Here is a 23,909-nt window from a genome sequence, read left to right as displayed (position 1 = left end):
ATATTCTTCTCATTCAAAATATAATCTGTGACACTGATTTAAAAATAAGCGCAATGGCTATTGATACCATAGCTATCAATCCAACTCCACAAGCATAACCTGCAGCCAGTAATGGCGTAAACGATCTCCATCTTTTCTCACCAAATTTCTTAGCAAAATAGAATCTGCCTAATAGGGCGCCAATAAACATAGGAATTATATGATGCGGCCACCAACCAGTTATCCCTACAATTATTCCGTAAAAAAGCGTAATAGGTAATTTTAAAATACTTATTAAACCAAACACTCCTAATCCAGCTACCATGCTCCATGTAATATTGGATAATTTAATAGCTTCCAGCATCCATGGATTTCCTCCTTTAATTGTTGTGGAAACCCATAATGCCTGAAACGTTGCTGTAAGAGGCCACATTTTATTTATATATGCATAAGCTGCAGCAGGAATCGGACCCATCCGCCATATTACTTCCCAAAAAAGAAAACTGCAAAATGCCATAATAACAAAAGAGAACAGCTCAGCCTTTATCAGACTGCTCAGCTTTGTTCTTGTTAATTCAAGTTCTTTAAACTTTTGTGTATATCCACCTACATTAAAAAATGGTATTGGTGCAAACCATATAGCTATCCCAGAAAATCCACTTTTAATGAATATCCCTTCTCTAAGATACGGGAATGAAACACCTGTTGGCATACCTGCTATACCAAAAAGTCTTGCTGATATATATGAGAGAAGCGGTGTCAGAATAAAGCCAAACAATACTAATAATAATACTGGAAAGCTAGGAACAAGTTTATGGCAAAGTAAAATATATCCTATGGTTGCAAATATCCAGATACCTAGAGCCACCCATATAGGAATATCTCCTCTACCCTTTGGAGGTCTGTAATTGTCTACTACTGTCTTATTGACTCCTTGGCTTCTTTTCTTTTTTATTATACTCATTACTAATCCACCTATACCTATAAGAGCTACTACAATACCAAGTCCAATTGTAATACTTATCCAGAAATCCATTCTTGTTGCTATAACTGTTTGCCTTACATCCATACCTGCCGTCCAATGTGGAATTAATCCAAATTTGTGCAAAATGGGATTCCCAACAACATTAGCTAAAATAGAGCCTATAAAACCTCCTGCCATTACCCAAAACGGTAGGACAAAGCCAGCAAAGAGAAATCCAAGATCTGTCATTGATCCCAATATAGCGCCTGGAAGAAAGCTGCTTATCTTCGCTGTTGCATCAACCCAAGGAATAGGAATCAACATCAAAGGCTTTGCTGCAACAAGTCCTGTTAGAGTCGGGATCACAACATAAATTAATCCATAGACTATGCCTATCATACCTGCAATAGTAAATACCTGCATACGCCAACTGTCTTTTTTCGCACTCATATCCTCAAGAGCCATAACCCCCTCTGATATAACTGGCGCCATTGGAAATTCTAGCTTTTCAACATCATTAGTTATTCTGAATAAGGCATATCCAAGACCAAATTGAGTTAACCTAAATAAGATATTGCTTCCAACAAGAATCAGTAATGGAACTATCCACGCAGAGTCTAAAAATGTTCTTTTCACCAAAACTCCTGAATCAGGAGACGGGACTACCCATGAAGGAATTAATTTGTCAATCCCAAAATAGTGCGCTTGCGGAGTTCTTATAAAATACTGCTGCCAGATCTTTTCGCTAAATATACCTCCCTGAAGAACCAGACTGGCTGCGCCCATTGTCATGCCAGCAGCAACCAAGGTTGCTGCTACATATCCAATTATGTATATTTCTTGTTTCTTTAGCTTAATAAATGACCTTTTCGCTATTTCAACAAACAAGATCATGGTTACCCACATAGTTGGGATAATACCACCTGTAATTAAGCCAAGATAAATAGATCCCGGCAACATTATAAGACCGATAAAAATACCAGCAATTATGGTTTTTACATTAAATCCGTCTAGAAATTCTTCTGATTCCTGCTTTACTTCAGGTTCAAATTCTTTATCCATACCTACCTCACTTCGTTCGGGAAACCCGAAATTCTAAATTCAAAATCCTAAACAAATTCAAAATCTCAATTTTAAAAATTCTAAACATTGTTTTGAGCATTTGTATTTTTGTCATTTGATATTGTTTCGTATTTCGTGCTTCGTGCTTCGAATTTTAGTTCTAGTTTCTCTCCTTCTTCTTTGTATTCATTCTTTATCTCTGGACTAATGGTTCTCCACACAAGAAACTGTTTTCTCAATGTGTCCAGAAAATGCCTGTTTAATCTCTTCCACGCACCTGTTTCTCCGCTTAGTCTCACAATCAATAACTTTATATTATACACATTGTATTCTCCTGCAGGAATTGCTTTTAACTGAAAATCCTGACTCACTCCTAGATCAAATGGAGCCAACCATGTTCTTGTCTTTAATGCATACCCTGTTTCTTCTTTCTCCTTGGAAGTATACAGATTTGCTCCATTTGTATAGAAATCTCCTACAGACTCCTCTTCGTAGGATGCAAAATAATTTTTCAAGAACACATTCAACCCCAGAATTTCTGTGCCACTTACTGTAAATGGAAAATCAAATTCCCAATTATCTCCTATTGGCTCGGGAATTTCCCATTTTCTAGTTACATCAGGGACAGCGAGTTCTGCTGCCTTTCTAGCAGGATAGATAGTAGATAAAATCACTGTTGCCATTACAATTAATGTAGAAGCTACTGCTGAGGTAGAGGAATAATTTAGAGTTAATCCCCCTAATAAGTCAAAAACAGTTAAAACCTTTGCTACTACCTGTCCAAGCAAATAACCTGATACAGCTCCCAAGACGGCATATACACATGATTCTGCTATAAATAAGGCTGAAATATGAACAGGAGCTAGCCCAACTGAGGAATAAATTCCAATCTCTTTAAATCTCTCATATACAGATCCCATCATAGTGTTAAGAACTATCAGAGAAGCAATAAGAATTGGTATAAACAAATTCCCCATACCTGACAATGAGCTAAGTCCTAATGAACTATATATTGCAACCTTTCCATCAATTCCTGCAAAAAGAGTAACTGCCAATCTGGATATAAAATTCTCTATGTTTTCTCTTACATCTACACTTTCATTAAACTTAATCGCAACTGACTGTATAGTGCCTCCCAGCTCTTGCACTAATTTGTATGGAACCATAACAACATTTTCATATTCTAAATGATTAAATGATTCTAACGTGCCTCCTCCACCAATACTCATCCTTTCAGCTTTTGGCTGTTTAAACTTCTTTATTGATTCAGGATCTGTAATCATAAAATCAACGGGAGTCAGCCTCTCATCGTCAAGATCCTTAAGATCAAACATACTTGACGCATTAAATATTCCCTTAACTAATAGTTTATTTCCAAACATCTGTATATAGCTTTTCCCTACATCCTTTGAAGATATTGATATTAACTCTGCCAACTTATCTGAAATAATACATACATTCTTATCTCTATCATTGAACCAGTCTCCATACTTAAGATACTTACTAATACCTGTAATTCTTTCTTCTTGAGGAGTTAAGCCAATTAATCCAAGTACATAAGCAGATTTATCCCCATTATTCACCTTAATGTAGCTCTTACCTTTGGTAAAATCCTTATTAGGAATATACCATGCTCTTGGAGACACATCAGCTACATCCTTGAATTCAGCTTTTATATATTCATAAGCAGGTTCTTCTATCGGATTCCAAGTTCGATCTCTTATCATGGCTCCCTCGTAAAGAGGATTATTATCCCTAGGAACTTGATTAAACTTCATAAATGACTTTACTGACGTGAATGAAAGCACTGTAAATGTGAGAAGAATAAGTGTTGTAGAGGTTAATAAAGTTCTAATCTTACGTTTTTTCATATTAGAAATACCCAAGGAAAATGCAGCAGCTGATGCACTTGCTCTGCTAACATCGCTTTCATAAGACCTTGTCATTTTTCGCTTTAAATTCTGCATTCGCTCTTCAAATTTAGAGCTTATTATCAATAAAACAATCACAGAAAGCATCATTATAATGAATGCAAGAAGAATTATTTCTGGGGCATTTGTTAACTTAAATGCAGGATGAACAAAACGCATGATCATATATATCGCGATAAATATTCCTGCTACTCCGCCAATTTGCTTTTTAATATCTACAAACCCAAATAGCAACCGCTCCATAAAATAAGCAAATGGGATAAGAAGTGCAAGATAGAATATAATACCTTTTATTACATCATTTGCTGTAGCCTTTACGTCTGGATACGCCCTGGATTCTATTCCAACTGCTCTTCTTGAATGCTTTACAAATTCATCCCATTTTTTATTCTCCTTAGACTTAGTAGCCTTTTGCAGAGCTTGTTCAGCTTTTTTATGTAAATGCCAAAGCCTGTCATTCGATATTCCATATTTTTCTAGGTTCTCCATTCTGAACTGGTTTAAAAGCAGCATATCCTTTGCTGCCTGAAATGAAGTATTTCCGATTGTTCCATCTTTAGATATCAAAAATCCATCGCCTTCAGAATGAATTTTATTTTCCGTGTCTTTTGAATTTAACAAGAGCAGTCGCATTCCAAGAGGGCCTGCTCCAAAAGCAAGCTTTATACGTGTATTTGGAGAGGAATAAACCACCCCGTATGTTTCTATAGAAGACGTCCAATCCCAAGGTTTTACCTTTATAAATGAATACCCATATGAAGAAGGAATACTATTCCCTTCTTCAAATACATCAATATTATCAAGCTGCGTCAAATACCTTGGATCTAATAGTTCGTAAACATTAGTGGCTATACATGGAAACAGAACAATAGTATGTTCGACAAGTCTCCAATCTATTTCAAATTCTATTGGATACATTTCATCTCCATAAACACCCATATCCGGAGCATAGACTATATCCCCGGATTCAGAGTCCAAAGAGTATGCTTCTAATCGGGATTCACCCCCTTCTGTCCTAGATATTTCAAACGAACCATTCTCGTCTGTTAGTTCTATCAACTCTGGTCTTACGCCCTTAAGAACTTCCACGGGTCTATCAAGCACTTTCAAAACAGCTAATCCTCCTGAAACAGGCTGATCAGGCACAAAGCTTTTTCTAGGATCAAAAGTTACTATGCTACCTTTCAAAGTACATAAATTATCCTTAAACTTAGCCCTAACATCAGGAAAAAATTCCTTTTTATTCAATGCCATATAGAATAGACAACTAATATGCTTAACCTGTGTAAGAAGATTTTTGAAGTCAACAGTTTCCAGTCTATCCAATGGAGTATCTACTAATCTTCTGCTGTCATGCGCAGTTATAAAACAAAGCGCAGGGATTCCACATGCTCCTATTATGCCTGCGTCTGTATTAATCTCTCCAACAGTTATTGAATCTATGTTCAGTCCCTTTTCCGGGCTAATGCCATTAATTAGAACATTGTCTCTGGATTTACTGAATATTTTCCCAATTTCAGTTGCAAAAGACATAAATGTCTTGCCAAAACTAGCAAAATATCCAGGATTTTCATCCGCATCATGATATATTACTAGCTCGTCGTTATGGCTTGATAAATCTATACACAAGAAAAGCTTTATATCCATGGGGTCTGTAATCTTGCTTTTAAACGGCTCTTCCAATCTACAGTGGGCCTGCAAAAAGGCATCTATCCCACGTCGTTCTAAGAAATGTCCAGACGTAGCTAAAAACAGAATTGTTCTTGAAGGAGGGTTGTTACGGAGAATCTTTGCTATTTGAATAAGAGCGGCTATACTGCACGCGCTATCCGCTCCAGGTGCTATAGAAGGTACAACAGAGATACTGTCATAATATGCCTCTATAACTATAACTTCTTTTTTGAGTTCAGAATCGCTTCCAGAAATCCATCCAAGCACATTTTTAGTAATCTTTCTTTCCCAGTCCATCTTTGCCTTAAGATGAACATCTAACTTCTCATCACTTTCTTCTATTAATTTTCTGAGATAAAGCCCATCCTGCCTGGATATCCAATATCTTGGTATATTTAATGGCAGATTCAGATACTTCTTCTCAGCTTCAACACGCGTTGTATCCTCTGGCTCTATAAAAATAAACGCCTTGGCTCCAAGCATTGAAATATCGAGCCATCTATTTCCACAGTTAAAATCAAGTAAGACAATCCTATCCTGAATGGTCTTGCCGTTAAGATCCTCAAAGTTTCCTGTTTTCCCATCAATTATTTGGCTCCTTATACCAGACGGTGAAAGAGTGGGAGTTCTGATAAGATTTGGCCATAAACAATACAGCGAAAGTTCTTTCTTGGTATTAGAAATAACTAGAGAGGCTCCTTTATCTACTGGAACCGTGACTGGGAAACTTTCCCTTTTTACATTCTCAAGGCCAATCTTTTGGAAAATATTTTCTATATATTCTGAAGCTTCCTCATTACCTTGATAACCAGGAACCCTAGATTTAAGATTAGATAAATCAGAAACTATAGTCTTTATATATTGCTCATCTACTTCTTGAGCGACTTTAGCCAAGTTTACATCACTATATATAGAAGAAAAAGATATTCCAACCAGCAAACTTGTACAACATAGAAAAAAGAATACTGACTTCAAGACTCTGAACTTATTCAATTTAATTACTCCATAAACACAAAAATACTAACATATATTTTAAATACTAGTCAATCGCTTTTCTCTGAATGTATCACTTTTTTCTTTTTAAAATCCGAATAGTCCCTCATATATGTTCTGATTCTCTTTATTCTTTTAAAAAATACAATTAACATAATGATTAAAAACACATACATGCCGATTTTGGAATAAATATTATTTATTCTAAAAACAGTTGGCCATACGCTAAATATTGCTAGAAATATCAGTATTGTTTCAATACGTCCGCTTGCTTTTTCATTCATACAATATTGCCTTTACAAAGTCGGCAGGCACAAAATCCTCTATATCATCTATTCCCTCTCCTGTACCAACAAGTTTCACAGGTATTTCTAATTCGTCCTCAATAGCAATAACTATTCCTCCTTTTGCTGTGCCATCCAACTTTGTTAACATTATGCCTGTAACTCCCAGATTCTCTAAAAAAATCCTTGTCTGATACACAGCATTATGTCCTGCTGTAGAGTCTATCATTAATAGCACTTCAACATTAGACGGTTGTATATTTTTGCATATTACCCTGTTCATCTTTTTCATTTCTTCCATTAGATTTGTTTTTGTATGTAATCTGCCGGCTGTATCAACCAACACAATATCCTTTTCGGTCTTTTCCGCTGATATTATCCCATCATACAAAACAGAAGCAGGGTCAGCTCCATATTGAGACTTTATAAGTTCCAAATTTACCCTGTTAGCCAATATCTCTATCTGCTCGTTTGCTGCTGCTCTAAATGTATCTGTTGCAACAAGTAAAACCTCTTTTCCCTGCTTTTTATGTCTATGTGCAATCTTTACAATACTGGTTGTTTTGCCAACCCCATTTACACCAATAGCTAATATAACTTTCAAAGGCATTTTACATCCGGTTAACTGGTGTTGTGGAAGAATTTCTCTCTGATTATTTCTTTCAAAAACCTTTAGTAATTCTCTTTCTAATGCACACAAAATAGCCTGAAAATCATTTTTATCAGTATTATGTATTGAGTTTTCTAAATTATTTATGATCTTATGGGTTGTCCTAACTCCAATATCAGCTGTTATCAAGATCTCTTCCAATTTCTCCAGAATCTCATGTTTTAGATGTGGTCCCAAAACACTCTTTATTTTCTTTAATCCTGAGAGTATACGAGATCTTGTTTTGAAAAGTGCGTTATTTAGATTATGTTTCAAGATAAAACTTGTTTTAGTTTACTAGTAAGAGCTGGAACTATATCAAACAGATCTGCGACAATTCCATAAGTTGCAACTTGGAATATGGGGGCATCTGGATCTTTATTAATAGCTACAATTATATCAGACGAACGCATGCCAACTAAGTGTTGAACTGCTCCAGATATTCCACATGCGATATACAGTCTAGGTTGAACTGTCTTCCCTGTCTGGCCTACTTGATGATAAGAAGGTATCCATCCTGCATCAACTGTTGCTCTTGACGCACCCACTGCTCCGCCAATACTACTGGCAAGTTCCCTTATTAAGCTAAAATTCTCAGCTTTACCCAATCCTCGTCCACCAGAAACAATGATTTCTGCTTCTTGCAGGTCGACTACCTGGGATTCCACTACGATTGTATCTACAATCTTTGCAACTAAATCATCAATCTTTAGCTCAAACCCTATTTTGACTATCTCTCCTTTTCTATCAGGATTTTTCTCTGGCTTTTTAAAAACTTTAGGTCTAATTGTTGCCATCTGAGGACGATGCTGAGGGCATATAATTGTTGCCATAATATTACCGCCAAATGCAGGTCTAGTTTGTAATAACAGTCTCTTATTGATGTCAATACTTAGCCCTGTACAATCCGCTGTTAGACCAGTCTGAATCCTCACAGCTACTCTTGGAGCTAAAGACCTGCCTATTGTCGTTGCGCCAATAAGAAAAATCTCCGGTTTATATTTATTAATTACATGCGCTAGAACGTCCGTATACACACTATTCTTATAAGATTCTAATTTAGGATCACTTGCCAGATATACCCTGTCTGCGCCAAAGAATATCAGCTCCTTGGCAATTTTATCAACTTTATTTCCAAGCAAAACTACTGATAATTCTTCCTTTAATATATCTGCTAATTTCCTTGCCTCATTTAATAGTTCCAGTGTTACAGTCTGAAGTTCATCATGTCTTTGTTCTGCAAAAACCAATACACCTTTATATTCATCAGTTAATATTTTTTTCTCTTCTTTGTCCAAAACTATTGCATCAAATCTGCATGCATCCACACATGCTCCGCATAATGTGCAATTATCCAGAATTTTAGCTTTTTTCTCTACTACCTCTATAGCAGAGAATGGACAGACAGGGATGCATTTTCTGCAACCTGTGCATTTGTTAAGAATAATTTTTATTGACATTGCTTGATTAACCTCTGAAATAATACTTAAAAGAGTTAAAACTCTTTACTTAACAATTTCTACAATAACCTGTGGAGCGGCGTCTCCGAGACGTGCACCTATCTTTATCAAACGTATATATCCCCCTTGCCTATCTTTAAGCTCAGGAGCTATTTTATTAAATAACTTTGTTAATATTTTTTTGTTAACAATTGTAGCTGCCGCCATGCGCCTGGCGTGTAAATCCCCTCTTTTTGCTAAACTGATTAATTTATCACCTAATCTTTTGATCTCTTTGCCTTTTGACTCTGTTGTTTTAATCTTTTCATGCTCAAACAGAGCACATAATAAATTCATAAACAAAGCTTGCCTATGGCTTGAGGTTCGCCCCAATTTTCTACCCGCTTTTCTATGCCGCATTTTTTTTACTTCTTCTTTTTAGTTTGCGTTTTTGATTTTTCTTCTTTTTTCTCTTCTTTCAAATCCTTTGAGGCTTCTGACTTGCCCTTAAAATCTAATCCCATTTTACTCAAAATGCCCCTTATTTCATTCAAAGATTTCTTCCCAAAATTTCTATATTTGAGCATGTTAGCTTCTGTTTTTTGTGCAAGTTCTCCAATTGTTTTAATATTTGCTGCCCTCAGACAATTGGACGCTCTAACAGATAATTCTAATTCGTTTATGTTCTGCTTTAAATACCTCTCTCTTTTTTTCTCCTCTTCACTAACTTGCTCTACTTCCTCAGTTTTTATCTTTTCAGGAGCTATAAATAACATCAAATGTTCATTAATAATCTCTGCAGCAGAAACAATAGCATCATATGGAGAAATAGTTCCATCTGTCCGTACTTCCAAGATTAGTCTATCATAATTTGTCCGCTGCCCAACTCTTGCATCTTCTACAGTATAATTCACTCGTCTTACTGGGGAAAAGAACGAATCAATACTTATTAAATCGACTGGCTGCTTTTTCTCTTTATTTTCTTCTGCAGTTATGTATCCTCTTCCTTTAGCAACATGAATCTCCATATCCAACTCACCATTTTTATTGAGCGTAGCTATATGTAAATCCGGATTAATAAGCTCTATTCCGCTGCTTACTTTAATATTAGATGCTTTTACCTCTTTAGCGCCTTTCACCTTAAGAGCCAGTACTTTAGGAGAATCCCCAGAACTCTTTACAATTAACTGTTTCAAATTCAAAATTATCTCAACAACATCCTCTTTTACACCCTTTATTGTAGAAAATTCATGAAGAACATTTTTTATTCTGACAGCTCTTACAGCCGTACCTTCTAACGAAGAAAGCATAACTCTACGAAGCGCATTACCTATGGTTGTACCAAACCCACGCTCAAAAGGCTCTATTGTAAATTTCCCAAATGTATTATTAGACACTTTATCATCACATTCCACTTTTTGGGGCATCTCGAAATCTTTTAACTTTAAAGGCATATTCTTCTCCTATTTTGAATACAATTCAACAATCAGTTGCTCTTTTAAGGACACCCCCATTTCCTCACGAGATGGAATCCTGAGTATCTTCCCTGTGAGATCTTTCTTATCAACTTCCAGCCAAGGAGGAATCTCTTTTTCCTTTGTTAGCTCAATTATATCTTTAAAAAAATCACATTCTTTATCTTTCGCTTTTATCTGTGCTTTTTCATTCGGATTCACCAAATAAGAGGGAATATCTACCACTCTTCCATTTACAAGAAAGTGACCATGTCTTATCAATTGCCTTGACTCTCTTCTAGTCGTTGCAAAACCACAGCGAAAAATAACATTATCTAAACGCCTCTCTAATAACTCTAACAATATCTCTCCTGTTACACCCTTGCTCTTAGCAGCTATTTTATAATATCCTTTGAACTGCTTCTCTAAAATACCGTATATTCTCTTTGCTTTTTGTTTTTCTCTTAACCTTAAGCCGAAATCTGACATCTTTCGTTTTCTCTGAACGCGCTTACCTAGAGCAGCATTTCTTTTCTCCAATGCACATTTTTCCGTATTGCAAACTCTGCCTTTCAAAAACAACTTTTCTCCCTCTCTCTTACACAATCTACAAACCGGCCCAATATATCTACCCAAGTTTATAACCTCCTGCTAATTAGACTCTTCTTCTTTTAGGCGGCCTGCACCCATTATGTGGTATAGGCGTTACATCTTTTATTGAATTTATTCCTAATCCTGCTGACTGGAGAGCCCTTATTGCTGTTTCTCTACCACTTCCAGGTCCTTTTACATAAACCTCAACCTGTCTCATTCCATACGCAATAGCCTTCTGTGCAGCTGCTCCAGCAGTTACTTGCGCTGCAAACGGCGTGCTTTTTCTTGAACCTGAAAAGCCACTGCTCCCAGCGCTTGCCCATGATACAACATTACCTGAAAGATCTGTTATAGTAACTATTGTATTATTAAATGTTGCCTGAATATAAACAATACCAGAAGGAACATTTTTAGTTACTTTCTTACCAGACTTCTTAGCCTTTTTCTTCACATTAGCCATTATTTGCTCCCAACAGCAGGTTTAGACTCCTTTTGTCTAGCTCTCATTACTATCCTTCTTGGACCCTTTCTAGTTCTTGCATTGGTCCTCGTTCTTTGGCCTCTAAGCGGCAAATTTTTACGATGTCTTGTGCCTCTGTATGAGCCTATATCAATCAACCTTCTAATATGGGAAGCCACATTGCGACGCAAGGGACCTTCTATTTCATAACCTTCCTGCATTATAGAGGCAATCTTACTTATTTCATCTTCTGTTAAATCTTTCACTCGCTTGTCTGGAGAAACATTCACAATCTTCAGAATCTTTATGGATAACGCCCTACCTATACCATAAATATATGTTAATCCTATTACGACTTTCTTATCTTTTGGTAAATCTACACCATGAATTCTAGCCATTCTATTCCTATCTATGCTTTCTACTTCTGTCTCTGCTTATGTTTTGGATTCTTACAAATAATCCTAAGAACACGACCTCTTTTTACTACCTTGCACTGATCACATATTCTCTTAACTGAAACTCTTACTTTCATAATTATTTAAACCTGTATATGATTCGTCCTCTTGTTAAATCATAAGGAGAAAGCTCAACACTTACTTCATCTCCTGAAAGAATTTTTATATATCGCATTCTCATCTTACCGCCAAGATGAGCCAGCACTTTATGCCCATTTTCTAACTCTACTCTAAACATTGTGTTGGGTAATGAATCTACTACTTTGCCCCTTACTTCTATTGCTTCTTCTTTACCCACTTTTACTCACTCTTTCTAAGCAGTTACAGACTTCTACGAACATTTCACCAGCTTTCTTATTAGCATCAATTTCACAGAATGAATCTTGCTTTTCATAATATGAAATTAATTTTTTTGTTTGTGTCTTATACACCATCAATCTCTCTTTCACAATATCTTTTTTATCATCATCACGCTGATACAACCTATTAGCACATTTGTCACACTTGTCCTCAACCTTGGAAGGAATATTCTTAATATGATAAATTGCCCCGCAATTCTTACACGTCCTTCTCCCAGAAAGCCTTTCTATAATTATCTCTTGAGATGCTTTTAAATTAAGAATCGCGTCAACAACTATATTAAGTTTATCGAATATCAATTTCAATGCCTCGGCTTGTTTTATAGTCCTGGGGAACCCATCTAATATAAAACCAGTTTTACAATCTTCTTCAAGAACTCTTCCTTTTACCATTTGTATCATAATATCATCGGGAACCAGTTTTCCATTATCCATATACTCTTTAGCTTGATTTCCCACATAAGTTTTCTTATTAACATTATCTCTAAGAATATCCCCTGTAGATAGATGAAGTATATCAAATTTTCTCGCAATCATTTTAGCTAGTGTTCCTTTACCTACTCCTGGAGCCCCTAATAGAATTATATGCATGCCTTCTTTATTACCTCTCTAGTATCGCGCTCTCAACCTTCCTTTTTTCATAAACCCTTCATAATGTCTCATTAACAGGTGCGATTCTACCTGCTTCATTGTATCCAGAGCAACTCCGACAACTATTAAAAGTGAAGTTCCTCCAAAATAAAATGGAATATTCAGCCACTTTGTCAGCAAGGTTGGTAAGATTGCTATAGCCCCTAAAAATATACCTCCTGCGAAAGCAATTTTAGTCATTATCCTATCAAAATATTCAGCAGTTGGTTTGCCGGGTCTTATACCAGGAACAAATCCACCATACTTCTTCATATTATCAGCCATTTCTACAGGATTAAAAGTAATAGCTGTGTAAAAGTATGTGAATAATATAATTAAAACAACATACATTATCATACCAGGCCATTGGTTCATCGAAAAATAGGAAACAATGGTTCCAATTATTGAACTTTTAGCTGGTAAAAAGGTCATTATCGTCTGCGGAAACATCATAATAGAAACTGCAAATATAATCGGGATCACTCCTGCCTGGTTTACACGTAAAGGGATGTGCGTATTCTGTCCTCCATACATTTTCCTTCCAACAATACGCTTTGCGTATTGAACAGGTATCTTCCTATATCCTTGTGTAATTAAGACCACTGCCGCAATAACTACAATCATAATTGCTATGAGAAATATTAATGTAAAGAACCTCATCTGCCCGGTATCAAGCAATCCCCAAGTCCTGCGTAGATCTCCAGGCATTCCAGCAACAATTCCTGCAAAAATTATAAGTGATATTCCATTGCCTATCCCACGTTCAGTTATCTGTTCTCCCAGCCACATAATGAACACTGTTCCTGTAGTAAGAGTTATTACAACTATGAAGTGAAAGTAAAACCCTGGATTAGGAACTATTTTTAATCCCCCAAAACTATGTGGATTAGACAACCACAAGCTAATACCAATGGATTGAATTATACTCACTACTATTGTTCCATATCTAGTATACTGAGTTATCTTCTTTCGTCCAAAATCTCCTTCTTTTGACAATTTTTCTAAGTAAGGGATAACTGGAGTCAATAACTGCATTATGATTGAAGCACTAATATATGGCATTATGCCCAGGGCAAATATGGATAGTTTTCGTAACGCTCCTCCTGAAAACAGATCTGCCATTCCAAAGAGAGTGCCCTGCATTCTGGCAAAATAGTCAACTAATGCACTAGTATCTATCCCTGGAGTTGGGACAAAAGCACCTATTCTAAAAACAGCTATAATAGCTAAAGTAAACAAAACCCTTTTCTTTAATTCTGGTATTCTAAATATATCTCGAAATCCTGATAGCATTATATAACCTCTGCAGTTCCTCCAGCATCTATAATCTTCTTAATAGCACTCTTACTAAAGCTATGCGCTTTTACGTTTAACTTTTTCTTTAACTCTCCCATACCTAAAATTTTGGCTAAAACATTCTGAGACTTTAGCAACCCTTTCTCTATAAGATGCTCAAGACCCACAACTGAACCGTCCTTAAAACAATTTAGTTTCTCTATATTTATAACTACTATTTTCTCCCTTGAGCGACTTGTAAATCCTCTTTTTGGTACTCTACGATATAGAGGCATTTGTCCGCCTTCAAAACCACGGCGAATTTTGCCGCCAGATCTAGCTTTCTGCCCCTTATCCCCCTTACAAGCGGTTTTCCCATGGCCAGAACCATTGCCGCGTCCAACTATTTTTCTTCTCTTATTAGCACCCTCAGGAACTTTCAAATTGCTTAATGTCATTTTATCTGAGCCTTCTCTTTGATAACTCATAAATCTCTGATATATTTCTCAAACCTTCTATTGTTGCTCTAACAACATTTATCGGGTTAGTGGATCCCAAACATTTTGTCAAAACATTTTGAATACCAACAGCTTCCAATACAGCTCTAACCGCGCTTCCTGCAATCACACCTGTTCCCTTTGAAGCAGGTTTTAACATAATTCTTGCTGCATCATAATGACCTACCCCTTCAAACGGGATTGTTGTATCTACAACTAAAACATCTATCATATTCTTTTTTGCTGATTGGACAGCCTTTTTTATTGACTCAGGTACTGCATTTGCCTTACCTATGCCGTATCCTACTTTTCCATTTCCATCCCCTACTACAGCCAGACTACTAAAACCAAGCTTTCTTCCACCTTTTACAACCTTCCCAACTCTATTTACACTCACAACCCGCTCTATTAGCTCCTGCCTATCTGCATCCTCTTCTCTTCTATTTTCTATCAAACCAGTTCCTCCTCACGCTAAAACTTAAGCCCAGCTTCTCTGGCCGCGTCTGCTAAAGCCTTTATGCGACCATGATATAAATATCCCCCCCTATCAAACACAACATCTGTAATCTTATTATTTAACGCCTTCTCCCCCAGCATCTTTCCCACAGCTTTTGCTGCTGCTACGTTTCCTCCGTACTTTATTTCCCCCCTACAGTCTTTTGAACGAGTTGATACTGAAAGCATTGTCTTACTATTCTCATCATCAATCAATTGAACATATATATGCCCCAAACTTCTAAAGACACTCAACCTTGGCCTTTGAGCTGTACCAATAACTTTTTTTCTTACTCTTTTATGTCTTCTAGCTCTACCTTCTAATTTCATCAGCAGTATCCTTTATGCCTTCGCATCAGCTGTAGCTGTCTTACCAACCTTATGTCTAACGTACTCGCCTAAGTAGCGAATCCCCTTTCCTTTATATGGTTCTGGCTTTCTCATATTCCTAATTGTGACAGCTACCTCGCCTACCAACTGTTTATCAATTCCTTTCACCACAATCTGATTATTTTTCCTTACTTCGATTTCTATATTTGACGGAATCTCATATACTATTGGATGTGAAAATCCCAATTGCAACTGCAACTTCTGCCCCTGGACTTGAGCTCTATATCCTACTCCCTTGATTTCCAGAATTTTTTCAAACCCAGTAGTTACTCCTGACACTATATTGGAGATTAAAGCTCTATTTAATCCATGTTTTGCCCTTGCTGATTTTCTATCTGATCCTCTCTTTACAATAATCTTGTTATCCTCTACAACTGCAGACACCTCTGAGCTTAACTTATGTTCCAGAGTCCCTTTAGGCCCGCTAATCTTAATTAGATTTCCATCTATCTGCACCTTAACACCATCCGGAACATCTACTGGCATATATCCTATTCTAGACACCATTTCCTCCTACCATGCATAGCAAATAACCTCGCCTCCAATTTTCTTTCTTCGACATTCTTTATCAGTCATTATGCCTTCTGAAGTAGATAAGATGGCTATTCCTGAGCCTCTCTTTACTCTGGGGATTTTAGAAGCAGGGACATATATACGTAGACCTGGTTTACTTACTCTTTCTAAACCTCTTACCATAGGTTCTTTTTTATCATAGCGCAAATCTATTTCTATGATTTTATGGCTATTATTAGCCTCAACTTTATAATCCTGAACGAACCCCTCTTTTTTTAGAATCTCTATTATATCCGCTTTCAATGTAGAGGCTGATACAGATAAATGGCTTTTATTAGCCATATAAGCATTTCTAATGGATGTAAGCATGTCTGATATTGGATCTGTTACAGGCATTTTTATCCTCCCAAATTACCAACTGGCTTTTATAACTCCAGGAAGTTTTCCACTCAGAGCTAATTTTCTAAAGCATATTCTGCATAATCCGAATTTTCTTAGATATCCTCGCTGTCTTCCACACAAATTACACCTATTGTATTTTTGCACTTTATACTTCGGCTCTCTTTGGGCTTTTGCTATAAGTGCTTTTCTTGCCATATCTCTTTTTCCTTCTTATGTATCATCTCTAGTAAAAGGCATACCTAACAATCCTAACAACTCTCTCCCTTCGTCAGGAGTTTTCGCACTAGTTACAATTGTAATATCTAAACCATGTACTTTCTCTGTTTTATCAACATCTATCTCTGGAAATATAATTTGTTCCCTAATGCCTAATGTATAGTTTCCTCTAACATCAAAAGATTTCGGAGAAACTCCTCTAAAATCCCTTATACGTGGCAGAGTTATATTTAACAAGCGATCAAGAAATTCATACATTCTACTTCGCCGTAGAGTCACTTTAGCACCTATTGGCATTTCTGCCCTAAGTTTAAATCCTGCCACAGACTTCTTTGCCTTTGTAATAACTGGTTTTTGCCCTGTTATTGCTCCCAGTTCTAAACATGCACTATCCAAAACCTTCTTATTCTCTATAGCCTCTTTTAGACATGTGTTAAGCACAATCTTTTCCAATTTCGGAACCTGCAGTTTATTTTTATACCCAAACTTCCGCATCATTTTGGATACTACTTCTTCTTTATATTTCTTTTCTAATCGCGTCATCTTTAACTCTTGTCAATTAACTCATTGCAACGTTTGCAATATCTCACTTTGTTTTTATTTTCCAACATTTTGAATCCGATTCTCGACCCTTTTTCACATCGCACACAATATAACAATAAATTAGACACATGCAGAGACGCCTCTTTTTCTATTATCCCCCCTTGTCGATTCTTCTGTGAAGGTTTTGTGTGTTTCTTAACAAAATTCACTCTCTCTACAATAGCTCTCTGTTTCTTCGGAAATACACGCAAAACACGCCCTGTCTTGCCCTTCTCCTTCCCTGATATAACCACAACTTGATCACCTTTTTTAATATAATTATGTTCTTTAGCCATTTAATTCTTCACTTTTCCTTTTAAATAACCTCAGGAGCTAATGAAATAATTTTAGTAAACTCCTTATCCCGCAATTCTCTGGCAACTGGTCCAAAAATCCTTGTCCCAATCGGATTCTTCTGAGCATCAATTATAACACCAGCATTTTTATCAAACTTTATATAGGAACCATCTTCTCTTCTAATTTCTTTTCTTGTTCGCACAATAACAACTTTTACTACCTCCCCCTTTTTAACAACACCCTCAGGAGTTGACTCTTTTACAGACGCTACTACAATATCGCCTATTCGGGCATACCTTCTGCGTGTGCCTCCTAATACCTTGAAGCACATCAACTTTTTTGCTCCTGAATTATCAGCTACATTGAGAATGGTTTGCGCTTGTATCATATTCAGCTATTAGACCTTTCTATAATCCTTGAAATATACCATCTTTTTTCTTTACTTAGCGGCCTGGTTTCCTTAATTTCCACTCTATCGCCTATATGCGCAGAGTTATCTTTATCGTGGGCTTTAAACCTGCTGAATCTTCTAACTTTTTTTTTATAGACTGAATGTGAAACCAGCCTTTCTACTAAAACGACAACCGTCTTATCCATCTTATCACTAACAACAACACCTGCTTTAGTCTTTTTTATTTGAATCCTTCTCACTTTTCTCTTCCTCTATCTGTCTCTCTCTCAAGACAGTATTAATTCTTGCTATATCCTTTTTTAATCGTCCAGTCCTTTTTGTATCCTCCAATTGCCCTGTAGATGAACGAACATTCAAATTGAATATTTCCTGTTTTAAATTAACAAGCTCTTGATCCAATTCTATATTTGTCATATCTCTAAACTTACTAACCTTCATTATGATGTCACACCCAATTTTCCTCTGACTATGAATCGTGTCTTTATAGGCAGTTTTGTTGCCGCAAGTTTCATAGCCTCTCGTGCTAAATCTTCTGAAATACCGCCTAGCTCAAACAAGACTCTACCCGGCTTGATAACTGAAACCCAGTACTCGGGGGCTCCTTTCCCCTTTCCCATCCTAGTCTCAGCCGGCTTTTTTGTTACAGGCTTATCAGCAACTACTCTTATCCAAACCTTGCCACCTCGTTTAATATATCTTGTCATTGCAACTCTTGCAGCTTCAAGCTGACGGCTAGTTATCCACGCACATTCTAAAGCTTTTAAACCATATTCTCCAAAACTTGTATTATGCCCTCTGCTGGAGATTCCTTTCATACGTCCTCTCTGCATCTTTCTATGTTTAACGCGTTTGGGAATTAATGCCATCTTATATAATCTCCCCTTTGCATACCCACACCTTCACACCTATTATCCCGTACGTAGTATGTGCTTCTGCAAAACCGTAATCTATATCAGCTCTTAGAGTATGCAGAGGTATCTTTCCATCCTTTGCTGTTTCCCTTCGTGCTATCTCAACTCCTCCAAGACGCCCGGAACAAACTATTTTCATGCCCTGCGCTCCAGATTGCATTGCTAAGCTGACAGCTTTTTTCATTGCTCTTCTAAATGGAATTCTTTTTACTAACTGCGCTCCTATGCCCTTTGCAACCAACTGCGCATTTATAGCTGGATTTTCAATTTCCACAATATTTATAACAATCTGCTTGTTTGTCATCTTTTCCAAGCTCTCTCTTAATCGATCAATTTCCGTACCTTTTCTACCAATAATAACTCCTGGTCTTGCAGTATGAAGATCTATAGTTGCCTTTCCTAATGACCGGCGAATTTCTATATCAGCTACACCTGCATGTTCTAAATTCTTGTTAATATATTCACGAATATGTACATCCTCTAAAATAAGGAATGCATAATTCTTCTTCCCAATCCAACATGACTGAGAGGTTTTTATTCCCCCTAATCTAAACCCTACTGGATGAACCTTTTGTCCCATTCTGTATTCCTTTTTCTGACTCTTCAGTTTTTAATATTTTATCAGAAGATCCCTCTTTCCTAGATTGCTTATTCTGTAATACTGATACTTTCTTTTTAGTTTTATCCTGCAGTACTATATTAATATGACTCGTCCTTTTTCTTATTTTGACTGCCCGCCCCATTGGCGCAGCCCTAAATCTCTTCATAACAGGTCCTATATCAACTGTAATTTTGGAGATATATAAATCTTCCTCATTTATATTTGCTAGTTGTGCAGCATTTACTACTGCTGAGCGCAAAACTTTTTCAATAGGAGCAGATGTTCTTGAGACAAGTTTAAGAATATTGAGCGCTTTAGTTACGTCTCTGCCTCTAATAAGATTTACTACATCCCTCAACTTCCTTGGAGATGCATGAATGTATCGTGCTTTCGCTCTTGCATACATGATGTCTTTATTATTCCTTCTTCAATCCCTTTTTTTCTTTCTCTATTTTAGACCTTTGTCCACTATGTGCACGAAATGTGCGTGTATGGGAAAATTCGCCCAGCTTGTGCCCCACCATATTTTCTGTTATGTATACTGGTATAAATTTCATCCCGTTATGTACACCAATGCTCTGACCAACAAAATCAGGCACAATAGTACAACTGCGCGACCATGTTTGAATAATCTTTTTATTACCAGATTTTTTGGCTTCTTCCATTTTCTTCACCAGCCTTTGGTCTAAATATGGCCCTTTTTTAATTGATCTAGACATTTCTATGTTTTATTCCTATGTTTTATAATGTATTTATCAGACTCTTTACGTTTCTTCCTTGTTTTAAATCCTTTAGCAGGCTGTCCCCACGGGGAAACAGGATGTCGTCCTCCTGAACTCTTTCCCTCTCCACCTCCAAGAGGATGATCAACAGGATTCATAGCGACACCTCGTACCTTTGGACGCCGACCTAACCAGCGGCTTCTACCAGCTTTACCACTTGATATGCTGTTATGGTCAATATTACCAACCTGCCCAATAGTAGCCATGCAATCTAGGAAAACAGCTCTAACCTCCCCTGATGGAAGTCTTACATGCGCATAGTTCCCCTCTTTTGACATTAACTGAGCACTTGCTCCAGCGCTACGCGCTAATTGACCACCTTTATTTTTATGTAATTGCACGTTATGAATTAAAGTACCCGCAGGTATATTTCTTAAAGGCAAACTATTACCTGCTTTTATTTCTACCGTTTTCCCAGATATAACTTTGTCACCAACTCTAATTTCTGCCGGCGCAACTATATATTTCTTTTCGCCGTCAAGATACTGCGTTAGAGCAATTCTGCTCGTTCTGTTTGGGTCATACTCAATTGAAACTATTTTCCCCTCTATATCTTTCTTGCTTCTCATAAAATCAATAATACGGTATTTTCGCTTATGCCCACCGCCTCTGTGCCTTACAGTAATCTTGCCTCTAACATTACGCCCACTATTTTTATTCAATGATACAGTGAGACTCTTTTCAGACTTGCTTTTTGTAAGCTCATCAAATGCAGGCAGCTCCGCAAATCTTCTACTTGGAGTTGTTGGTTTATGTTTTTTTATTGCCATAATTACTCGCTAAATAAATTCTATTTTATTGCCTTCCTTAAGTGTTATAATAGCCTTCTTCCAATCAGGCGTTTTTCCCTCAACTTTCCTAACCCTTTTCTTTTTACCCTGTAGTTTTACAGTATTAACTTTCTCTATCTTTACGTTAAATATCTTCTCTATTGCGTTTCTGATCTCAATTTTATTTGCATTACAACCTACTTTGAAAACATATTTGTTATGCTTCTCACCAAGATCTGTGCTCTTTTCCGTAATCAGCGGACCTTTTATAATTTCATAGACGCTTTTCATTCTTTATGCATCATCCTATTTGAGAAATTAGCAAAGCTATCCCTGTCGCAAAATAAAATATCATGTGCTAAAATATCATATGTACTAACATTTGCTGAACTCATAACTTTTATATCCGGCAAATTCCTAATAGACCCGGCTGTACTCTCGTCTATTTTATCTTTTATAACCAAAACTTTTTTCCCAGGACAAAACTTAGAAAAAATGCTGGCTGCATCCTTCGTCTTTCCACTTTTAATAACAAGGCTATCTATCAGCATTATTTGATTATCCTTATACTTAATATTCACTGCAGACCTTAAAGCCAAATCCTTTACTTTCTTAGGAATAGAGTAATGAAAGTCTCTTGGCTTCGGACCAAAAGTAACGCCGCCTTTTCTCCATAGAGGAGAGGAATTACTCCCTGCGCGTGCTCTACCTGTTCCTTTTTGTTTCCAAGGTTTTGCGCCTCCTCCCCTAACTTCAGCCCTTGTCTTCGTATTAGCAGAACCATTTCTCCTGTTTGCCAGATACATTCTCACTGCTTGTTGTATAACTGCTTCATTAACCTTTTTATCAAGGATTTTACTATCTATTTTTATCTTGTCAACTTCTTTTTTATTAATATCGTATACTTGAATCATAGCCATTAGTTATCTCCACAAATGCTTTTAGTTTTAATATTCTGAATATAACTATAAATCATGCTTAGTTCTTCTCTTTTTCAATAAGATCTCGCAATCTGTTTTTCAAAACTGGAATATCCTTTTCAACCGTATCCCAGACAGCATCCAGATCTACACCAAAATAATCGTGTATTAACTTGTCTCTCATTCCAGCTATATCTTTCCATGGTATCTCAGGATACCTTTCCATAATATCTTTAGATAATCTCTTTGTAGCTTCACCTATTATCTCTATTTGCCTTATTACTCCATCCTGTATAAGATGATTATCCATGAATCTTTCATATTTTACGCCCTGAGTATACTCTTCTACCTTGGATATAGCGTCTAACATGTGATTCAAATAAACGGAATTATCTTTAATCACCCGTAAATTACCTCCATCTCTTCCTTTATCCTATCAATTAAATATGGGCTAATAGATTTTTCCGTCAACAAATCCACTTTTACTCCCAGGACTCCATGCAACTCTCTCTCTATACTTACAAGTTCAAGAAGGCTTTTTCTCTCTGAAAATTCCACGATAATATCTATATCGCTTCCTGATTTTTCTTCTTCCCTAACGTAAGAACCAAAAATAGCTATTTTGCTTGCCCCTTGATTTTTAAGTTCCTGAGCAATCTTTTTAAAGATTTCTTCTCTATTCATCGAACTGGTTTGCGACTTCTGGACCACGGCCAACTATATGCTGGAGTTACACTGGTTAAAATTATTGAAAATACGAGTAAGAATATTGAGAGTTTTTTATCAACTCCTGTCATTGTTTCTTGTCCTTCTTCATAGCCTGTTTTATTATCACAATTCCTCTACTCGCTCCAGGGACAGCTCCCTTTATAACTAATAAATTTTTCTCCTTATCCAACCGCACAATTTCAAGACTTTGTATAGTAACTTTCTTGTTTCCCATATGCCCCGGCAATTTCTGTCCCTTAAACACACGAGAGGGAGAAGAACTAGCGCCTATGGATCCAGGAGCTCTGTGAAACCTTGAGCCATGAGACTTTGGCCCTCCTTTAAATCCCCATCGCTTTATTACGCCAGCAAACCCCTTTCCTTTGGAAGTTCCACATACATCAACAAAGCTTCCTTCCTCAAAAATATCAACCTTTAGTTCCTGTCCTACTTCATAATCATTAGGATTATTCACCCTGAATTCTCTTATATATCTTTTAGGTTCTACTTTTATCTTAGTAAACTTAGCCCTCAAGGATTTTGTTAATTTCTTTTCTTTTATGTCCTCATATCCTAACTGAATAGCCTCATATCCTTCTTGATCTGATGCCTTTTTTTGCAAAACAACACACGGCCCAGCTTCAATCAAAGTAACAGGTATAACTTCTCCCTTCTCCCCAAAAATCTGTGTCATGCCTACTTTTCTACCTATTAGACTAGAGAACATTATAATTTCATTTCCTATAATTTAACCTCAACATCAACCCCAGATGGTAAGTCAAGCTTCATCAATGCATCCACAGTCTTAGGAGTCGGATCTATAATATCTACCAGTCTTTTGTGTGTTCTTATTTCAAACTGTTCACGTGATTTTTTATCAACATGGGGGGATCTTAATACTGTAAATCTTTCCTTTCTTGTTGGTAATGGAATAGGTCCTATAACAACAGCACCTGTTTTCTCAACTGTTTTAACTATCTCCTTAACAGATTGGTCAAGCAATTTATGGTCATTGGCTTTCAAACTTACCCTTATCTTTTCTTTTGGCATTTTGTTATCCTATAAGTATTACCCCTATCTACTAAGTTCACTTAATAATTTTAGATACAACACCAGCACCTACCGTCTTACCTCCCTCTCTTATCGCAAATCTTAACCCATCTTCCATCGCTATCGGCGCTATTAACTCTATCTCTAAATCTACATTGTCTCCT

The 23,909-nt window shown here is 36.7% G+C and carries 36 protein-coding genes and 1 pseudogene; all 37 read right to left on the bottom strand.

The genetic code is table 11. The features are described from left to right. Window positions 1-13 precede the first annotated feature (13 nt). Window positions 14-2,005, bottom strand: coding sequence for a peptide transporter (locus Q7J67_08995; protein ID MDO9465418.1), 1,992 nt, complete (start codon window positions 2,003-2,005; stop codon window positions 14-16). An 80-nt stretch (window positions 2,006-2,085) separates the two neighbouring features. Next, window positions 2,086-6,600 carry a M28 family peptidase gene (locus Q7J67_08990; protein MDO9465417.1) on the bottom strand — a complete coding sequence of 1,505 codons (4,515 nt, stop codon included), beginning with the start codon at window positions 6,598-6,600 and terminating at the stop codon, window positions 2,086-2,088. Between the two features lie 50 nt (window positions 6,601-6,650). Continuing rightward, entirely contained in the window at window positions 6,651-6,884 is a 234-nt protein-coding gene (locus Q7J67_08985; protein ID MDO9465416.1) for a hypothetical protein, read from the bottom strand. After that, window positions 6,877-7,809, bottom strand: coding sequence for a signal recognition particle-docking protein FtsY (gene ftsY / locus Q7J67_08980; GenBank protein ID MDO9465415.1), 933 nt, complete (start codon window positions 7,807-7,809; stop codon window positions 6,877-6,879). The genes Q7J67_08985 and ftsY overlap by 8 nt, the downstream gene beginning before the upstream one ends. Beyond that, entirely contained in the window at window positions 7,806-8,993 is a 1,188-nt protein-coding gene (locus Q7J67_08975) for an electron transfer flavoprotein subunit alpha (protein MDO9465414.1), read from the bottom strand. The genes ftsY and Q7J67_08975 overlap by 4 nt, the downstream gene beginning before the upstream one ends. Window positions 8,994-9,038: 45 nt before the next feature. After that, complete coding sequence (gene rplQ, locus Q7J67_08970) at window positions 9,039-9,392, bottom strand: 50S ribosomal protein L17 (protein MDO9465413.1); 354 nt, start codon at window positions 9,390-9,392, stop codon at window positions 9,039-9,041. 5 nt (window positions 9,393-9,397) lie between these two features. Next, on the bottom strand, window positions 9,398-10,426 hold the full coding sequence (locus Q7J67_08965; protein MDO9465412.1) for a DNA-directed RNA polymerase subunit alpha: 1,029 nt from the start codon (window positions 10,424-10,426) through the stop codon (window positions 9,398-9,400). Between the two features lie 9 nt (window positions 10,427-10,435). Next, on the bottom strand, window positions 10,436-11,062 hold the full coding sequence (gene rpsD / locus Q7J67_08960) for a 30S ribosomal protein S4 (protein ID MDO9465411.1): 627 nt from the start codon (window positions 11,060-11,062) through the stop codon (window positions 10,436-10,438). 19 nt (window positions 11,063-11,081) lie between these two features. After that, window positions 11,082-11,480, bottom strand: a complete 399-nt coding sequence (gene rpsK / locus Q7J67_08955; GenBank protein ID MDO9465410.1) for a 30S ribosomal protein S11 — start codon at window positions 11,478-11,480, stop codon at window positions 11,082-11,084. Continuing rightward, window positions 11,480-11,878 (bottom strand): 30S ribosomal protein S13, encoded by a 399-nt coding sequence (gene rpsM, locus Q7J67_08950; protein ID MDO9465409.1) that lies wholly within the window; start codon window positions 11,876-11,878, stop codon window positions 11,480-11,482. Before rpsM ends, rpsK begins: the two co-directional genes overlap by 1 nt. 20 nt (window positions 11,879-11,898) lie before the next feature. Continuing rightward, window positions 11,899-12,012 (bottom strand): 50S ribosomal protein L36, encoded by a 114-nt coding sequence (gene rpmJ, locus Q7J67_08945; protein ID MDO9465408.1) that lies wholly within the window; start codon window positions 12,010-12,012, stop codon window positions 11,899-11,901. Between the two features lie 2 nt (window positions 12,013-12,014). Beyond that, window positions 12,015-12,233, bottom strand: coding sequence for a translation initiation factor IF-1 (infA, locus tag Q7J67_08940; protein MDO9465407.1), 219 nt, complete (start codon window positions 12,231-12,233; stop codon window positions 12,015-12,017). Continuing rightward, on the bottom strand, window positions 12,226-12,885 hold the full coding sequence (locus Q7J67_08935; GenBank protein MDO9465406.1) for an adenylate kinase: 660 nt from the start codon (window positions 12,883-12,885) through the stop codon (window positions 12,226-12,228). The genes infA and Q7J67_08935 overlap by 8 nt, the downstream gene beginning before the upstream one ends. 18 nt (window positions 12,886-12,903) lie before the next feature. Continuing rightward, window positions 12,904-14,217: a preprotein translocase subunit SecY gene (secY, locus tag Q7J67_08930; GenBank protein MDO9465405.1), complete on the bottom strand. Its 1,314-nt coding sequence runs from the start codon at window positions 14,215-14,217 to the stop codon at window positions 12,904-12,906. After that, entirely contained in the window at window positions 14,217-14,657 is a 441-nt protein-coding gene (gene rplO, locus Q7J67_08925; protein ID MDO9465404.1) for a 50S ribosomal protein L15, read from the bottom strand. Before rplO ends, secY begins: the two co-directional genes overlap by 1 nt. Before the next feature lies 1 nt (window position 14,658). Beyond that, the gene (rpsE, locus tag Q7J67_08920) at window positions 14,659-15,150 is read right to left on the bottom strand and encodes a 30S ribosomal protein S5 (protein ID MDO9465403.1); all 492 of its coding nucleotides are present in this window, start codon (window positions 15,148-15,150) and stop codon (window positions 14,659-14,661) included. A 17-nt stretch (window positions 15,151-15,167) separates the two neighbouring features. After that, window positions 15,168-15,521 carry a 50S ribosomal protein L18 gene (gene rplR, locus Q7J67_08915; GenBank protein ID MDO9465402.1) on the bottom strand — a complete coding sequence of 118 codons (354 nt, stop codon included), beginning with the start codon at window positions 15,519-15,521 and terminating at the stop codon, window positions 15,168-15,170. A gap of 12 nt (window positions 15,522-15,533) precedes the next feature. After that, on the bottom strand, window positions 15,534-16,085 hold the full coding sequence (gene rplF / locus Q7J67_08910; GenBank protein ID MDO9465401.1) for a 50S ribosomal protein L6: 552 nt from the start codon (window positions 16,083-16,085) through the stop codon (window positions 15,534-15,536). A gap of 9 nt (window positions 16,086-16,094) precedes the next feature. Next, window positions 16,095-16,490 carry a 30S ribosomal protein S8 gene (gene rpsH / locus Q7J67_08905; protein ID MDO9465400.1) on the bottom strand — a complete coding sequence of 132 codons (396 nt, stop codon included), beginning with the start codon at window positions 16,488-16,490 and terminating at the stop codon, window positions 16,095-16,097. Between the two features lie 15 nt (window positions 16,491-16,505). Then, complete coding sequence (locus Q7J67_08900) at window positions 16,506-16,691, bottom strand: type Z 30S ribosomal protein S14 (GenBank protein MDO9465399.1); 186 nt, start codon at window positions 16,689-16,691, stop codon at window positions 16,506-16,508. A 15-nt stretch (window positions 16,692-16,706) separates the two neighbouring features. Beyond that, window positions 16,707-17,255, bottom strand: coding sequence for a 50S ribosomal protein L5 (gene rplE, locus Q7J67_08895; GenBank protein MDO9465398.1), 549 nt, complete (start codon window positions 17,253-17,255; stop codon window positions 16,707-16,709). Between the two features lie 2 nt (window positions 17,256-17,257). Beyond that, complete coding sequence (gene rplX / locus Q7J67_08890; protein MDO9465397.1) at window positions 17,258-17,590, bottom strand: 50S ribosomal protein L24; 333 nt, start codon at window positions 17,588-17,590, stop codon at window positions 17,258-17,260. A 20-nt stretch (window positions 17,591-17,610) separates the two neighbouring features. Then, window positions 17,611-17,979 carry a 50S ribosomal protein L14 gene (gene rplN / locus Q7J67_08885; protein ID MDO9465396.1) on the bottom strand — a complete coding sequence of 123 codons (369 nt, stop codon included), beginning with the start codon at window positions 17,977-17,979 and terminating at the stop codon, window positions 17,611-17,613. A 2-nt stretch (window positions 17,980-17,981) separates the two neighbouring features. Beyond that, on the bottom strand, window positions 17,982-18,242 hold the full coding sequence (gene rpsQ / locus Q7J67_08880) for a 30S ribosomal protein S17 (GenBank protein ID MDO9465395.1): 261 nt from the start codon (window positions 18,240-18,242) through the stop codon (window positions 17,982-17,984). Beyond that, window positions 18,214-18,441 (bottom strand): 50S ribosomal protein L29, encoded by a 228-nt coding sequence (rpmC, locus tag Q7J67_08875; protein MDO9465394.1) that lies wholly within the window; start codon window positions 18,439-18,441, stop codon window positions 18,214-18,216. The genes rpsQ and rpmC overlap by 29 nt, the downstream gene beginning before the upstream one ends. After that, the gene (rplP, locus tag Q7J67_08870) at window positions 18,441-18,869 is read right to left on the bottom strand and encodes a 50S ribosomal protein L16 (GenBank protein ID MDO9465393.1); all 429 of its coding nucleotides are present in this window, start codon (window positions 18,867-18,869) and stop codon (window positions 18,441-18,443) included. Before rplP ends, rpmC begins: the two co-directional genes overlap by 1 nt. Window position 18,870: 1 nt before the next feature. Continuing rightward, a complete protein-coding gene (gene rpsC / locus Q7J67_08865) occupies window positions 18,871-19,494 on the bottom strand; it encodes a 30S ribosomal protein S3 (protein ID MDO9465392.1) in 624 nt (207 codons plus the stop codon). A 100-nt stretch (window positions 19,495-19,594) separates the two neighbouring features. Further along, window positions 19,595-19,921 (bottom strand): annotated as a pseudogene (gene rplV / locus Q7J67_08860) (50S ribosomal protein L22). Window positions 19,922-19,931: 10 nt separating this feature from the next. Next, window positions 19,932-20,234 carry a 30S ribosomal protein S19 gene (rpsS, locus tag Q7J67_08855; protein MDO9465391.1) on the bottom strand — a complete coding sequence of 101 codons (303 nt, stop codon included), beginning with the start codon at window positions 20,232-20,234 and terminating at the stop codon, window positions 19,932-19,934. A gap of 2 nt (window positions 20,235-20,236) precedes the next feature. Next, window positions 20,237-21,067 carry a 50S ribosomal protein L2 gene (rplB, locus tag Q7J67_08850; protein ID MDO9465390.1) on the bottom strand — a complete coding sequence of 277 codons (831 nt, stop codon included), beginning with the start codon at window positions 21,065-21,067 and terminating at the stop codon, window positions 20,237-20,239. Between the two features lie 9 nt (window positions 21,068-21,076). Further along, the gene (gene rplW, locus Q7J67_08845) at window positions 21,077-21,358 is read right to left on the bottom strand and encodes a 50S ribosomal protein L23 (protein MDO9465389.1); all 282 of its coding nucleotides are present in this window, start codon (window positions 21,356-21,358) and stop codon (window positions 21,077-21,079) included. Further along, entirely contained in the window at window positions 21,355-21,987 is a 633-nt protein-coding gene (rplD, locus tag Q7J67_08840) for a 50S ribosomal protein L4 (protein MDO9465388.1), read from the bottom strand. The genes rplW and rplD overlap by 4 nt, the downstream gene beginning before the upstream one ends. A gap of 58 nt (window positions 21,988-22,045) precedes the next feature. After that, the gene (locus Q7J67_08835; protein ID MDO9465387.1) at window positions 22,046-22,390 is read right to left on the bottom strand and encodes a DUF86 domain-containing protein; all 345 of its coding nucleotides are present in this window, start codon (window positions 22,388-22,390) and stop codon (window positions 22,046-22,048) included. Further along, on the bottom strand, window positions 22,387-22,671 hold the full coding sequence (locus Q7J67_08830; GenBank protein MDO9465386.1) for a nucleotidyltransferase family protein: 285 nt from the start codon (window positions 22,669-22,671) through the stop codon (window positions 22,387-22,389). Before Q7J67_08830 ends, Q7J67_08835 begins: the two co-directional genes overlap by 4 nt. A gap of 109 nt (window positions 22,672-22,780) precedes the next feature. Continuing rightward, on the bottom strand, window positions 22,781-23,422 hold the full coding sequence (rplC, locus tag Q7J67_08825; protein ID MDO9465385.1) for a 50S ribosomal protein L3: 642 nt from the start codon (window positions 23,420-23,422) through the stop codon (window positions 22,781-22,783). 14 nt (window positions 23,423-23,436) lie between these two features. Further along, window positions 23,437-23,745, bottom strand: coding sequence for a 30S ribosomal protein S10 (gene rpsJ, locus Q7J67_08820; GenBank protein MDO9465384.1), 309 nt, complete (start codon window positions 23,743-23,745; stop codon window positions 23,437-23,439). Window positions 23,746-23,782: 37 nt separating this feature from the next. Further along, on the bottom strand, window positions 23,783-23,909 hold a 127-nt coding region (gene tuf / locus Q7J67_08815; protein MDO9465383.1), incomplete at its 5' end, for an elongation factor Tu.

The sequence above is a fragment of the bacterium genome (genome assembly GCA_030652805.1).
GTDB lineage: Bacteria > JAHJDO01 > JAHJDO01 > JAHJDO01 > JAHJDO01 > JAHJDO01.
Note: the sequence above shows the minus strand (reverse complement) of the source record. Positions and strands in the feature narration are given on the sequence as shown.

Bases quoted from the DNA above. Each gene is read 5' to 3' on its own strand.
- rpsM (MDO9465409.1), bottom strand. From the start codon at position 11,878: ATGGCTAGAATTCATGGTGTAGATTTACCAAAAGATAAGAAAGTCGTA.
- rpsH (MDO9465400.1), bottom strand. From the start codon at position 16,490: ATGCCTGTAACAGATCCAATATCAGACATGCTTACATCCATTAGAAAT.
- rplP (MDO9465393.1), bottom strand. From the start codon at position 18,869: ATGGCATTAATTCCCAAACGCGTTAAACATAGAAAGATGCAGAGAGGA.
- rpmJ (MDO9465408.1), bottom strand. From the start codon at position 12,012: ATGAAAGTAAGAGTTTCAGTTAAGAGAATATGTGATCAGTGCAAGGTA.
- Q7J67_08975 (MDO9465414.1), bottom strand. From the start codon at position 8,993: ATGTCAATAAAAATTATTCTTAACAAATGCACAGGTTGCAGAAAATGC.
- rplN (MDO9465396.1), bottom strand. From the start codon at position 17,979: ATGATACAAGCGCAAACCATTCTCAATGTAGCTGATAATTCAGGAGCA.
- rplC (MDO9465385.1), bottom strand. From the start codon at position 23,422: ATGTTCTCTAGTCTAATAGGTAGAAAAGTAGGCATGACACAGATTTTT.
- rplX (MDO9465397.1), bottom strand. From the start codon at position 17,590: ATGGCTAAAGAACATAATTATATTAAAAAAGGTGATCAAGTTGTGGTT.
- rplR (MDO9465402.1), bottom strand. From the start codon at position 15,521: ATGAAATTAGAAGGTAGAGCTAGAAGACATAAAAGAGTAAGAAAAAAA.
- Q7J67_08935 (MDO9465406.1), bottom strand. From the start codon at position 12,885: ATGCATATAATTCTATTAGGGGCTCCAGGAGTAGGTAAAGGAACACTA.
- Q7J67_08995 (MDO9465418.1), bottom strand. From the start codon at position 2,005: ATGGATAAAGAATTTGAACCTGAAGTAAAGCAGGAATCAGAAGAATTT.
- rplB (MDO9465390.1), bottom strand. From the start codon at position 21,067: ATGGCAATAAAAAAACATAAACCAACAACTCCAAGTAGAAGATTTGCG.
- rpsK (MDO9465410.1), bottom strand. From the start codon at position 11,480: ATGGCTAATGTGAAGAAAAAGGCTAAGAAGTCTGGTAAGAAAGTAACT.
- Q7J67_08830 (MDO9465386.1), bottom strand. From the start codon at position 22,671: ATGAATAGAGAAGAAATCTTTAAAAAGATTGCTCAGGAACTTAAAAAT.
- rplE (MDO9465398.1), bottom strand. From the start codon at position 17,255: ATGACGCGATTAGAAAAGAAATATAAAGAAGAAGTAGTATCCAAAATG.
- rpsC (MDO9465392.1), bottom strand. From the start codon at position 19,494: ATGGGACAAAAGGTTCATCCAGTAGGGTTTAGATTAGGGGGAATAAAA.
- rplO (MDO9465404.1), bottom strand. From the start codon at position 14,657: ATGACATTAAGCAATTTGAAAGTTCCTGAGGGTGCTAATAAGAGAAGA.
- rpsJ (MDO9465384.1), bottom strand. From the start codon at position 23,745: ATGCCAAAAGAAAAGATAAGGGTAAGTTTGAAAGCCAATGACCATAAA.
- rpsS (MDO9465391.1), bottom strand. From the start codon at position 20,234: ATGTCTAGATCAATTAAAAAAGGGCCATATTTAGACCAAAGGCTGGTG.
- rplW (MDO9465389.1), bottom strand. From the start codon at position 21,358: ATGAAAAGCGTCTATGAAATTATAAAAGGTCCGCTGATTACGGAAAAG.
- rplQ (MDO9465413.1), bottom strand. From the start codon at position 9,392: ATGCGGCATAGAAAAGCGGGTAGAAAATTGGGGCGAACCTCAAGCCAT.
- Q7J67_08965 (MDO9465412.1), bottom strand. From the start codon at position 10,426: ATGCCTTTAAAGTTAAAAGATTTCGAGATGCCCCAAAAAGTGGAATGT.
- Q7J67_08900 (MDO9465399.1), bottom strand. From the start codon at position 16,691: ATGGCAAGAAAAGCACTTATAGCAAAAGCCCAAAGAGAGCCGAAGTAT.
- rpmC (MDO9465394.1), bottom strand. From the start codon at position 18,441: ATGAAGGTTAGTAAGTTTAGAGATATGACAAATATAGAATTGGATCAA.
- Q7J67_08985 (MDO9465416.1), bottom strand. From the start codon at position 6,884: ATGAATGAAAAAGCAAGCGGACGTATTGAAACAATACTGATATTTCTA.
- rplD (MDO9465388.1), bottom strand. From the start codon at position 21,987: ATGGCTATGATTCAAGTATACGATATTAATAAAAAAGAAGTTGACAAG.
- secY (MDO9465405.1), bottom strand. From the start codon at position 14,217: ATGCTATCAGGATTTCGAGATATATTTAGAATACCAGAATTAAAGAAA.